This window comes from Sphingobacterium wenxiniae (genome assembly GCF_900116225.1).
In the GTDB taxonomy this organism is placed as follows: Bacteria; Bacteroidota; Bacteroidia; order Sphingobacteriales; family Sphingobacteriaceae; genus Sphingobacterium; species Sphingobacterium wenxiniae.
This window is the reverse complement of record NZ_FOZZ01000005.1, coordinates 271774-284716: the sequence shown is the minus strand read 5'-3', so window position 1 is coordinate 284716 and position 12943 is coordinate 271774. Positions and strand designations below refer to the sequence as shown.

The 12943-nt window shown below is 40.4% G+C and carries 9 protein-coding genes; all 9 read right to left on the bottom strand.

Annotated elements, in window-relative coordinates; translation table 11 throughout:
- Positions 1–56: 56 nt before the first annotated feature.
- Entirely contained in the window at positions 57–713 is a 657-nt protein-coding gene (locus BM375_RS09055; protein WP_093365400.1) for a hypothetical protein, read from the bottom strand.
- 20 nt (positions 714–733) lie between these two features.
- A complete protein-coding gene (locus tag BM375_RS09050; RefSeq protein WP_093365398.1) occupies positions 734–1792 on the bottom strand; it encodes a YbjQ family protein in 1059 nt (352 codons plus the stop codon).
- Between the two features lie 147 nt (positions 1793–1939).
- Positions 1940–2455 carry a hypothetical protein gene (locus tag BM375_RS09045; protein WP_093365397.1) on the bottom strand — a complete coding sequence of 172 codons (516 nt, stop codon included), beginning with the start codon at positions 2453–2455 and terminating at the stop codon, positions 1940–1942.
- Positions 2456–2613: 158 nt separating this feature from the next.
- A complete protein-coding gene (locus tag BM375_RS09040) occupies positions 2614–3222 on the bottom strand; it encodes a hypothetical protein (RefSeq protein ID WP_093365395.1) in 609 nt (202 codons plus the stop codon).
- 87 nt (positions 3223–3309) lie between these two features.
- A complete protein-coding gene (locus BM375_RS09035; RefSeq protein ID WP_093365394.1) occupies positions 3310–3597 on the bottom strand; it encodes a transposase in 288 nt (95 codons plus the stop codon).
- 121 nt (positions 3598–3718) lie between these two features.
- On the bottom strand, positions 3719–4156 hold the full coding sequence (locus BM375_RS09030) for an aspartyl protease family protein (RefSeq protein WP_093365392.1): 438 nt from the start codon (positions 4154–4156) through the stop codon (positions 3719–3721).
- A gap of 10 nt (positions 4157–4166) precedes the next feature.
- Entirely contained in the window at positions 4167–5105 is a 939-nt protein-coding gene (locus BM375_RS09025) for a malate dehydrogenase (protein ID WP_093365390.1), read from the bottom strand.
- 179 nt (positions 5106–5284) lie between these two features.
- Positions 5285–7621, bottom strand: coding sequence for a translocation and assembly module lipoprotein TamL (gene tamL / locus BM375_RS09020; RefSeq protein ID WP_093365389.1), 2337 nt, complete (start codon positions 7619–7621; stop codon positions 5285–5287).
- The gene (locus tag BM375_RS09015) at positions 7587–12857 is read right to left on the bottom strand and encodes a translocation/assembly module TamB domain-containing protein (protein ID WP_093365387.1); all 5271 of its coding nucleotides are present in this window, start codon (positions 12855–12857) and stop codon (positions 7587–7589) included. The genes tamL and BM375_RS09015 overlap by 35 nt, the downstream gene beginning before the upstream one ends.
- Between the last annotated feature and the right edge of the window lie 86 nt (positions 12858–12943).

Below are 12943 nucleotides of genomic sequence, written 5' to 3'. Positions count from 1 at the left end.
GGAAAACATTATGTCAATAAACCATAAAAACTTAAAGGATCTTTATCCGCAAAACTTCAAAAAATTAGCTGACCTGTAGTTCGTAGGGAGGATACAGTGGCTACAGTTTTTGCATTCCTATAATCTCTTTCATTCCAAGTGCCATTATTCATACTTTCGATCTTCAATCTTTGCGCTTCTTCATCTCTTCTTCTGTTAGAATAAGGATTTCTTGACGAAAATGGAGTTCGGGGTCTATATGGCTTAATTGGTCTTCCGTACTGGTTTAACAGTACTAATTTTTGAGGTTTGATTTGGCTACTTAAAGGAGTGTAATTTACTTTAGAAAAAAAGAAATCCTCATAAAATTGATCTGATAGCTTGGAATCGGCTATCGAATTCAAATTAACAGCCAAATTATCTCTAATAGTCTGAAAATATACTTTTTTGTTCCTCTGGAATTTTAATAATTCATTGGTCTGCTTTATAGATTGTCTAATGAATTCTCTTTTCTTCTTTACCTCTAATAACAATTGTGGTGAAATCTCCCCATCCTTTCTATACTGTAGTTTTTCCGTTGAGGGCTTAAAATAAAAAACCATACAAATATAGGCCTCTGAATCCTTATTAAATGATATTTTTACATTTCCTGCATTAGGTACTTCCACCTTGATGCTCACTTCAGAAGACTTAGTAGACTGGCTTGACGCAACCAATTTCTCAAAATTATACATACCTAATCTTATGACGTAAGCTATTTAGGACTATTCAATTCCAATAGATTTATTTTTTCATTAATAATCTCTTGAACATGACAGGGAGTGATTTCATCCAAGCGAAAGCCTTGCAAATCTCTACCACAGGCACACCTTAGATCGATTTCACTATTAGTGGCACCACAGGTACATTTCCATATCCTTTTTGTCCCAAAGATCCCTTTAGTCTCGAATATTTCAGAGTTAGGAAAAAAATGTAACAAGTTACTGTCTTGTAGTTTTTTCAATGCTTTTAAATCATTTTCAGAATAAATATTTTTATCCGTATTTAATATTTTCAAAGCGTGCTTCTTATTTATAACATCTTTTGAATCAAGAAGTTTTAACGATTTTTCATAATCCACCAACTCCAACTCAATTATCGTGTTCGAAATAGTAGATTTGACACGAAAATGTATATCTTGTAATAACCAGCTATATAGGTTATCCTTAGCTATATCTACGGGCAACCTATCAAAAATTAATAAGCTATTTTTTAATTTGCCAATTAATGACTCTAAATCAAACGCATTTTTTAAAGTAGGATTTTCTATATCTAAACTTTGCTCAATATGTGGGATAAATTCAGGTATGCCCGACTCTACAGCATACAACAATTGTTCATTAGTTAATTGGTAAATATTATCACTCGAAGCCATGAGACGTTTGACCTTTATTTTTGTATTAATAGACTGATGGTCGATAACTTTTCTCTGTTGAATTTGATTTTGTTTGACATCTAAGATAACTGGTGTGCCAACCACAGTCACCATAAACATATTCTTACCCCCGCCAGATATTTCTCCTACATCAATTTTTACTCCCACAATTGCATTTGCTTTCAAACGCTTCGCATGCTTTTTGAGCATATCTAAAGCATTTTCATTTATTAATTGTAATCTGCTTTCATAATTATTGGAACGTCCACCAAAAAAATCAGTTAAACCTGCTCCAAAGTCAGCGATAACATTGGAGCCGAGTACTACAGATTTAGTCACAGGATCAAAATATCTTATGATATTTCTTCCATCAATATTGTCGGTTGTAGTTACGATCATTATTCTAAAATGAAAATATTCAGGTATTACTATATAATCTCAGCTTTCAAAGCTACAAGCTTACTTGCAAATTTCTCAATCTTTTACCATAAAAGTGAGCCTTTAAAAGGATAAGTTGTAAAATAATAAGGTAAAATTACATTTACATCAATTAATAAGCCTTAACTCAAGACCTCCGCTAATCTTTCGTATGGAGTTATAACCAGCAAAGAGACCGAATGCTTTGTTTAATGTGTATGTACAATATCCACCGAAACCAAATAGACTTGAAGTGCTATTTACCATATAGTATCCTCCATTATTAAACCTATTGTCTCTATAGTTAGTATAATGATTTGTTTTTCCCAGTGATACTTCTGTAGAGATAGAGAGCTTTTTTGTAAAAAACCTTCCAAAGGAAAAGTCTACGGTAGAAAAATATTCTCCATTTCCAATCACTTCTCTTCCATAGTTGGTCAATTGGTGAGAAACTTTTTTCCCATTTGTATCATTCAACTCCCGAGTCACGCCAATAGAAAAATGATTTTTGTTTTTGAAATATTTTAAATTTAGTAAATAAGATTTTGAGCTTGCCCCACCAATGTCGACACCAAAACCTGATTGACTATAAAGATCCATGATCAGTACAAATATTGCTAAAAATATTATAAAAATCTTCTTCATTGCATTACTAATAATATCAGCTTTCAATGCTACAAATTTCCCACTATATTTCTTTACGCCTTCCCGTAAAAAGAAGAAATATCATTCCTGCTTTTGTAGATCAAGATGCTGAAAAGTCATAAATTGAGCTACAAAGTGTAAGAACACAGCCACAGAGACTATACCAAAGAATTGTCTAACTCGTCTGGAAGCAGTAAATCTTTGAAATCAATAGTCGCTGACATCATACTTGTTATTTCTTCTAAAACTGAAATACTTGAATTTATTGAGGACAGAAAGTTAGAAATGTCAATTTTATTGAGACGCGTCAAGGTCGGCTTTTCTTTTGTATTATACGGATAACGGAAAGCATCAGATCTCTTATCATGCAGATATATTTCTTTTAAAACTTGATCAACACACTCTAAATTTTCTTCTGACGTCCCTTGTATATCAAGACCTCCTTGCTTCATAAGCGTAAATCGCTCTTTGCACTTTTCCCAATTTTCTGTTAAATTGTGATCGAATTTTAATAAATCTTTCGTATTGTCAAATTCCCCACTATTAATCAAAATCTCTTTGATTCTAAGTTCGAAATAATGTCGATATAGAAATACTAATGGATAGATTAGAAGATCGATTTCTGATTTCTCTGAATTTATCTTTTCAGCAATAGCTTCCGCTGCTAATTTGTATGAAATAGCAAATTTATTCCACATGTTGTAATACTGTCCGCTGTGAGAGACATCCGCATTATTTTCTTGATTGTCAGTTTCCTTAAATATCATCTTGTTATTTTATAATGAAAAGCAACATAAAATCTGATTATCCGCAATTATTTCTATTTATTTTTTTAAATGATTTCCTGTACGTAATCAGGTGAAATAAACACTTGAGTAACTAATGACTGTATATTTCTTAAAATCTCGTAAAATATCAGATAAATGGTATGGCGAATGTGTGGAAACAATAAGGTGTACATGATTGCTCATAATACACCATGCATATATTTTTAATCCTTTGTTTTTCTGGCAATATCTTAGGCTTTCTATTATTATATCCGTATATTCTTTCCTTGTAAAGACATCAACCCATTGCACTACAGCGAATGTTATAAAATGAATCCCCTCTTGATCCCTTATTGCATAACCGTAATTGCTCATATCTCTAATTTACATAAAAAGATGAAATCACAGAGGTGTTTTGAGATAGTCTGGAGAACTGTCTGTTATTTTGTCGTCTTTAGTGATCGCTGTGCTAAACACTAAGGATAAATGTGAAAAATTACCTCACAGCTCTATCACGCAGTGTCAATAGCAATTTTCGATAGTCGATATGTGCGCCAAAGCGTCGTAATATATCGCCACCTAATACACCAATCACAGGCTCTAATCCCATCTGCTCGTAAGCATAATTAATCGAACTCAGATCCAGCACGGCTGTAGTGAAATGTTTGATTTTCCATTCGCCAATGCGCAATTCGGGAATATCGATAATGAAACTCTGCATATTGGTGGTGCCTAATCCAGTCGATAGGACATTGGTATCCTCAAATTGCTCTTCGGGAATACCGGAATGAAGGAGTGTATTCTTATCCACGACGGTTTTGGATGCTCCGGTGTCGACAACCATGTTAAAATCATGGTCGAAGAGGTTGACTTTCACCAATAAGTGATACCCATCGCCTTGCAGATCGATGATTTCTAACGGAATTTTTTGCATGTAGGGGAGACTATACTAAACCTTGGTCAATCAGCACTTGGTTCATGTTCCTTACTGCTGTAGCACTTGCCTCGAACAGTTCTTTTTCCTTGTCAGACAACTGCAATGGAACGATACGATCCCAACCGTTTTTGTTGATGATTACAGGCACACCGATGTTGATGTCCTCTTGTCCATACTCTCCTTCGAGATAAACGGAAGCCGTGAATAGACGGTTTTGGTCTTTAACGATGCTCTCAACCATCGCTGCAGCAGCAGCACCTGGTGCATACCATGCCGAGGTGCCTATAAGAGCTGTCAGTGTTGCACCACCTACCATAGTCTTTTTAACGATTTCGTCCTGCTCTTCGGAGGTTAAGAAACCATCCACAGCAATGCTGTTCCATGTCGCATGCGCGATTAAAGGGATCATGGTGGTGTCGCCATGTCCTCCAATGACAATAGCATTCAAATCGTTTGCAGAAGCATTGAGCTTGGTCGCTAACTGATATTTGAAGCGTGCCGAATCCAAGGCGCCACCCATACCGATAATACGGTTTTTAGGCAGTCCACTGGATTTTAATGCTAGATAGGTCATGGTGTCCATAGGGTTGGATACGACCAATATAATGATATCCGGGGAGTGCTTAATCAGATTTTCTACAACCGATTTTACAATACCTGCATTGGTTCCGATAAGCTCTTCTCTGGTCATTCCTGGTTTACGCGGTATCCCGGAAGTAATAACTGCTACTGCTGAGCCAGCTGTCTGTAGATAATCATTCGTCACACCCTTGATTTTGGAATCGAAGCCCAGTAATGCTGCTGTTTGCATCATATCCTGTGCCTTTCCTTCTGCCACGCCTTCTTTAATGTCTAATAAAACGATTTCTTCGGCAATGTTGCGGCGAACTAAATTATCTGCTGTGGTAGCGCCTACAGCGCCAGCTCCAATGACAGTTATTTTCATGTTATAGCGTTTTAAAGTGAATAACCTATGAATAGTTAAATATATGGAATAAAGATGGAAGAACAAAGAGAAAAAAGATGAAAGAGAAAAGAGCCAAGAAGCAAGACTTGATGTCCTTACTCTTGGCTCTTTTCTTTTGGTTCTTGCTTCTTTCTTCTTGCTTCTTTCTTCTTTCTACCTTAGAACGGATAACCGATTGCCAGATTGAACACGAGGTTCTGTTTCCGCCATTCAGAGTTTCTGAAATCAATATATTTGAATACCCAACGGTCTCCCGGTTGACGATACGGAACACGTACTGGAATAGCAAAATCTGTACGGATAATCAAGAAATCTAAATCCATACGTAAGCCGGCGCCGGCACCAACGGCAAGCTCTTTGATAAAGTTCTTGCTCAGTTTACCACCGGGTCTGTTTGGATCTTCACGTTGTAACCATATATTTCCCGCATCGACAAAGGCAGCCCAATGGAACATGCCCGATATTTGCGATCGGTATTCCGTGTTGAGTTCCAGTTTAAAATCTCCGGTTTGGTCAGCAAAGAAATTGTCTTTCCCTATATTTTCAGGCATCATGCTTCCGGGACCAACTGCACGTGGACGAAATGCACGCAAGCCGTTAGGTCCCCCAGAGAAGTACTGTTTGAGATAAGGCAAGGAACGGGAATTACCGTAAGAATAACTTGTACCAACCATCAAACGGGAAGCCAATTGACTACCTGGTGATAGTTTCAGGTAATGGCGGAAGTCCACTTCGGCTTTGACAAATTGTGAATACGCCGTTCCGAAGAGCGTTTTGATATTCCCGGAATTGTAGTCTGCACCTTGAATTAAGCCCAGGACATTCCCCGAAGTGTTTAATCCTGTTTTCACATAGAAGGTGTGCGTACGATTGGCTTCCATGGTATTGGTAAAGGTGTAGGAATAGTTCGGACCGAAAGAAAACTGCGGGTCTACGATGTGACGTAGGGTAGGGACGGTATCCATTTGAGCCCGATAATCATCGGAAATATTGCGTGGCTGCACGTAAATAATCTCTACAGCAGCAAGATCATGTTGTTTCTGGTCGTTTTCTTTCCAGTTGTATCCATAGTTTAGCGTCAAGGAATTTAAGGTATAGGCATTCCGGCGATTCAAAAATTCATAACTAACTTTGGCGTAGGTTTTCGGAATAAAACGACGAGAAGGTGCCCATTTGTAAGGGGAAAGCAATCGAGGCCACATAATACCAACGTCCGCACCATAGCGCAAATAACTGGAATTGAGGTTCACGCTACCGCCTGTCTGTGTCTCATAACCACCGAATACATTGACTGTGAGTGATTCAAAACCCTTAAAAGCATTGCGCAGTGTCCAGCTTACGTTGGCTTCCGTTCCGTTATAGACTGAAGCTGTTTTTCCTAAGATTTCAAAACGGATAGATTTGCGCTGCATTGGCGTGAGGTGGTAGTACACATCCAAGGTATTCGCAGAATCAGGATTGTCGACAAAGGTATTTTTAACAAACTTGAAATCATTAAGGTTTACCAAATGACTAATGGTCAAGTTGTGGTCATGCCGATTGTATAGTTCCCCTTTATGGAAAAAAATGTGATTGGCAAGCACTTTTTTTCGGTATTTGTTCTCCCGGTCAATGATGTAGTAGTTGTCCTGGTAGAGTTCCATTCGACGCGGATTGGCCGCACGGAATCCATCCGAAGTCTGTGTGTAGTTCGTATAGATAAAGATATTGCCGATTTTTTGCGGCATACGCGCTTTTTCTGCTGTTTCGGGCTTTACGGTGACAAACATGTTGACTTTGTGGTCACCGATGGTGCTATCGACCTCAGCCAAGATATTATCGGGGGAGAAATAATAGTAACCTCTGTTTTTTAAGTCATTGTCAATACGTTCACGCTCGTTGATAATGACATCGAGATTGTAGGGGCTGCCAGGTTTTAATAAGGACTGATCACTAGTGCGCAGAATATCACGTCCTAAATTTTTTAAAGAGTCTACTTCAAAGTTTACGTTGGCAATACGGTATATATTACCCGGGAAAGCATTGTATGTGACCTCAGCAAGCTTGCCGTTGATACTGGTATCTGAAGTTACTTCTGCATTGAAAAAGCCAAAGTTCTCCATGCGGTTGCGTAGAAGATTCTCGTTGTATTCCCGGTTGACATCGCTGAGCAAAACAGGTTCCTCACCACGTCTTTTTAACCATCTTTTGAAAAAACCTCCGGTCGTGTCCGGACCGCCCCCCATATTGTACAGCCCAAGCTTGAAGCGCATACCTAAAACTTTTTTGTTAGGTTTCGGGCGAAGTAATCCTTCCAGATACTCTTCAAAAGCCTGCTTCCGGTCGGCATCCATGCTATCGCGATGAATGACCACATGTCCTTTATCGTACAGCTTTTCGTCTTCTGCCAGATATTTAGTGGAGTTACAGCCGCTAGCAAGGGCTGCACTCAAAAGTGCTATACTGAATAGTCGAGTTAGTTTAATTTTCATTTTGGTTCCTTTCGTCTTCTTCATTGCGTATAGCGTTGTTCGTCGTATCTCGTTTTGTTTCGGTCGAGTCGTTGGACTCGTTGTTTTGTTGTTGCTGTAAAATTTGCTCTTCGCGTTGTCTTTCTTCCCAGCGTTTCTTAAATTCCGGACTGTGGGTCATCAAGCTATCGCGGATAACCTGACGGACACTATCCCGGTATACCGAATCGACATCCATGCGTTCTACATCGAATCGACGGCGGAAGCTACGGCTATCGGTATTATAATATTGTTCTAAGGCTTTCGAACTCATGAACAGTTCCTTGAATCTGTCGTAGCTCATCGTGATGATAAAACCGATACCCGTTTCCACAAATTGTCCTTGTAAGGTCGCTTGGTATTGGTTTTTGCGATAAACGCGGGCAAAATAGCGACCGTCTTTGGAAAGTTGGTAATCGAGGGAAATATCACCTGCAATATTCGAGGCCTTCTCACCAGGTCTGGAGGCTCCTTCGACTTCAAAGTTGGAACCTATGGTGATTTTTAAGCGATCATCAAATAGCATTTTCGAAATACCGATGTTCAGATCCGTACGTGTTTCGGCTCTTCCCGTTAGATAATCTTCCTCGGATTGTAGATTGAAATCCAATTCCACACCTTTGACAAGATTGGAGGCTAATTTGTTAAGCTGGCTACTCAACATCCCGCTCAATGTATTCCGTATGGCGGACTCTGTACCACCACCTGAAAGACTCTCAAACGGATTGGCGGACATAAATCGGCCCAAGGCAATTAAGGAGAATACCTGCTTGTTCATTTCTGCGGGGTCTCCACGCAAGTTTGCTAAGGCGATATTGACCTTATTGATTACATCTTGGGAAGCGATTGCATTTCTTTCGTTCAGATCAATGTCGAAATTCAATGTAGGTTTGAAAAGCTCGCCTGTCAGAATTAGCTTAACATCGAAAGGAATACGCTGCTTATACAGGTTTTGGCTTTCCGCACCGATTTGGGTCTGTACCAATTCCAATGTCGGGAATCGATCGGAATAAAGAGCTGTGATATCCATACGGGCATCCAAGGGATCGCCATTCCAGACAATGGTACTTCCTTTCTGAAAGGTAAATGGCTTGGAGATAGGTCCTAAAGAGAAGGTATAGCTTCCCTTTTCTACCGTAAATGTACCAGACATGGTAATCTTATCGCTGGCATCAATAGTAGTGTTCAGCTCAGCCACACCTTGGATATTCAAGGCATCCTGTGTCCCTTCATCCAAGATTACTTTAAACTTCGCATCCCGATCCGTAGCGAGGTTCAGAGCAATGTCATAACCAGAAAGGTGGGTTGCTGTGGTCATGGAATCCAATTTCGCAAAAACATTGGTACGGGCAGTATCGCTGCGGTTGACAAATTTTACCACGCCGTCACGCTCTGCAATTCCTGGATTATCGTTCGGAACGATAAAAACGAAATCTGTTTTGTCGTTTGCTCTAATGTTTCCGTCAATTCTTGGGTTATCCAAATTGCCTGTAATACGGATATTGGACGTCACATAGAGTTTACCGTAGAACAAATCATTGTCTTCACGGGTGGAATTGACCGCCGCAAAGTCGTTGGTTGTCATATTGAGGTTGAAATCAAAATCCGTATAAGTCGTGGTGCGGATGCTACCGTTCAAGCGGGCAGCGTTCCCACGTGCATCTTTAATTTCAAACTGGCGGAATTGGATACCTTGGTTATTGAATGTGATGGATTGATTGTCCATCGCCATATCGGCATTTAACATGCCTACATTAATATTGGCATCCAAGAAGGTCAGCTTACCATTGATGCGCGGTTGGTCCATCGTTCCGGTGATTTTGAGGTCACCCGTCAGGTCGCCGCGGCTGTTTTCGAGATAACCCATGCTGAACGCCTGAATGGTCGTCATTTTCATCGGTTTGAGCGACAGGGTAGCGTCTATCGATGCCGTGCCGTTTGGCGGACTGATGAAGTCCCCGATTAGTTGCACATCATTACCGTTCTCAGTGATGCGTATATCCGCAGAGAACGTGTTTTCCTTTTCGTTGTTGACTTTGACCAATACGTTACCGATCGTGTCCTGTCCGAAATAAAATTTGTTAATTGTCAAATCGGATACGAATACCGGATTACTTTCCAGACGGGAAATAGTTGCCGAGCCGTCAATTCCTCCACCCATATTTAAAGCTTCCGATTCCAAAATCTTGGTAAAAGTTTCAATCCTAAAATTATTGAAGGTCAGATCCAACGGTGCATTCATCGTGGAATCCTGTGACTGGATGAGAAATTCCTGCCCGCTATTCACCAGGCGGAAATTGTTTGCTCGAATGCCGCTTGTCCCGAATGTCAGCTGGTTGCCGGCATCAATCTGCCAGTTTTCGTAGTTCAGCATCAACCCATCCTCATTCAGGCTTAATGCATAATTGTTTTCCGAAACTTGCATGTTTGCACCTAAATGATAGCGTTCCTTATCATCTTTGTCTTTTATCCAAAGTCCGAAATCAAGGCTATTTTCAATTACGCTACCGCTCAATACGGTGTTGATCAACTCCATTTCGCCCATCTTGATCTTATTGATGAGCGCCGAATAATAGAGGGTGCTATCCAATGTGGTAATATCAACCCCGACATTTTCAACGGATGTGCCGTCATAGACCAGCTTAGGCGCCAATAGCTTCGCCATGATACTTTTATCCGTGCTATTAAAGGTTCCGTCGAGCGTGATATCTCTCAATTCCTCAAGCTTAGGGAAAAAGTCACGGATAAACCGGGAATTATTTAGCGATGCACTGAACTCAAAATTTTGAGGTTCGTATGCCAATGTGGTCGTCGGATTATTCGCCGGATTGTAATACATCTGCACAATGTCCTGCATGGAAGCGCCTAATTCGGTAAGCCGATATTTCCCTACCAAGTGGGCATTGAGAAATTCCGATTTTAAGATAAGGGTATTCCGGTTGGTATCTGCCGCAGCCGTTAAAGAGACCGTATCTAATGTGAAACGTTCATCATTGTATGCTATTGACGAATTGGATATAATGATGGAACCGTTGAGAAAATCAATGTCCGCTGTTTCAAAATCTGCATAGACCTTACCATGATACCTGAAGTTATCATCCATGAGTTTCAGTTTCTGTAGATTGATGCTGTCAATCATCATTTCGGCATGGACTTTAGGATATTGTCCACGCATATCGGCAGCAAAGTCAAGGTTGAACTGCACATTCGGATCGGGACTTATCAGACTACCTCCGATATCCCCATCTTGGGCTTGCACATCCAATGAAATATCTTTATAGGCATAGCCCATGGCATCCAGATGGTTGATTTTACCTTTGATGTCGGCTTGCATATTTTTCGGATTTAACCCTCGCCCTTTTACCTGCGCTTCTGCTGAAAGTATACCTAATACGGAGTCTTGATTTAGGATATTGCCGATATTAAAATTGTCAATGGAAACAAAAGCATCGTAGGTAGTATCTTGCGCCATGTTCATGTTCCCTTTTACCGTTGCGCTGCCTTTGTCGGTGGTCAGATACATATCGGTGTTAAATCCCGACATACCGCCACGGAATGTACCCGATAAACCAATGGCATTAGGCAGCTGTATGCTGTCCGGTAGCATGGAAGAAGCAATCAGGCGTTCAAGGTCGGTTCTTCCGGACGTAAATTTCTTGAGGTCAAGATCGATGTTCATTTTTTCCACATCGGGAAGCCCTTTTATTCTTGCGGAAGCTATAAGGTGGGTTTTATCCAACGTCTTAAATTCCAGATGCGGGATGTTGAGGTCATCCATGCGCCCTTTAACTTGCCCGTCGATAAAGAAAGCGCGTGTCAACAGTGGTTTCATGACCTCCATGGTGTCTAAGTCCGGAACGAAATAACGGATGTCGCGCATGTCGAGTGTAGATTTCTTGATATTTGCCTCTACAAGCATGTTTTCAGGATGTTCAGCAATGGCATCCAGAGAAGGGTAGCTGACTTTGATGTAATCCCGAATGGTGGTGTTTGGTGTTTGTGCCAAAAGGTTTTTAATCTCCGCACCGGTATTGTTATAAACGAAATCTGCTTGAAACTTCTTGATTTCGAAACCTGAATGGTCTTTGGCGGTCAAGGATTTTAAAGAACCGGAAATGGAGTCATTGGAATAGTAAAGGTCTTCCAGATCACCTAAAAAGTTTGTGATTTTGATGTTGAAATAATCAAAGCCTTTCATCCGGGGCTGATTGTCGTCACGAAACCAAAGATTGGTTTTATTGATGACCAATTTTTCGGCAGAAACCACCCAATTTACGCTTGATGTAGTGGTTGTGTCAGCTGTAGTGGGCTTGGGAGTAACCTTGCCTAGAAATACTTCGGAATCCGAACCGTCCAGAGCAACTTCTTTCAAGCGCACCACTTCTTTGTTCAGATCCAGTTCCTCGATATTGGCGGTCAACTGCTTAATGTCGAATTTGGTGTCCATTGCCGAAGAGGCATCCTGGTATTGGACGAAGATATTTTTTAAATCAATGTTGTTGATAGCTACATCCGGTAGGAGCGAGGCCGCTTCGGGTTCGGGAGTAATGCCGAAATCTTCTGCTGAAGGAGCTTCAGCTTCTGAAACAGGCTGCCATTGTTTGACAATAGCCGATAAACCGTCGATTTTGACATTGGGCATGGCAAATGCCATGTTGTTGGTCAAGTCAAATTTTTTGACTTTGGTGTCGAAATGTTGTAGACGTATGTCGGCGCTGGTACCGATGACTTCATCGTTGTACACAAAGTGTATGCGTTTGAACAGGACATCTTCGATATTAAAAAGCAATGCGGAGGCGGTATCCGTATCGGAAGGTGTGCTCTCCTTCTCGGAAGCAAAAGCCTGCATAATGTAATCGAAGTTAAAGCTGCTGTCGGGAAGCGTTCTATTGATCTTGGCGGTAATGCCTTCCAGAGAAAATTCCTCTATCTCGACGGTATTCTTCAGTAGTTTGAACATGTTGATATCGACCATCAGCTTCTCTCCGGCCAGTAACGTGTCTTTAGACTGGTCTTCAAAATATACATTTTCCAATACCAGTTTTTTCGGAAAGGTAATGTTTACATAGCCGATGCTTACCGGAGTGCCGATCTTATTTTCTAGATAATGGGTCACTTTACCCACAACATAGTTTTGGATTGAAGGCATCCGAATGAGGAAAATAATAAGCAATAATAGGGCTATAACACTCCCTATCAGCCAAAGTATGGTCTTTAAAGCAATACGTCCAAATCTATTCAAACCGGTCTTTTATGTTTTTGTGCAATAAAACTATGTAACACTTATATAAACGCAAGAAAAAGAAAAATGTTTAATCCTCTTTTTAT

Excerpts from the sequence above, each read along its gene's own strand:
- BM375_RS09055 (WP_093365400.1), bottom strand. The coding sequence starts at position 713 with ATGTATAATTTTGAGAAATTGGTTGCGTCAAGCCAGTCTACTAAGTCT.
- BM375_RS09050 (WP_093365398.1), bottom strand. The coding sequence starts at position 1,792 with ATGATCGTAACTACAACCGACAATATTGATGGAAGAAATATCATAAGA.
- BM375_RS09045 (WP_093365397.1), bottom strand. The coding sequence starts at position 2,455 with ATGAAGAAGATTTTTATAATATTTTTAGCAATATTTGTACTGATCATG.
- BM375_RS09040 (WP_093365395.1), bottom strand. The coding sequence starts at position 3,222 with ATGATATTTAAGGAAACTGACAATCAAGAAAATAATGCGGATGTCTCT.
- BM375_RS09035 (WP_093365394.1), bottom strand. The coding sequence starts at position 3,597 with ATGAGCAATTACGGTTATGCAATAAGGGATCAAGAGGGGATTCATTTT.
- BM375_RS09030 (WP_093365392.1), bottom strand. The coding sequence starts at position 4,156 with ATGCAAAAAATTCCGTTAGAAATCATCGATCTGCAAGGCGATGGGTAT.
- BM375_RS09025 (WP_093365390.1), bottom strand. The coding sequence starts at position 5,105 with ATGAAAATAACTGTCATTGGAGCTGGCGCTGTAGGCGCTACCACAGCA.
- tamL (WP_093365389.1), bottom strand. The coding sequence starts at position 7,621 with ATGAAGAAGACGAAAGGAACCAAAATGAAAATTAAACTAACTCGACTA.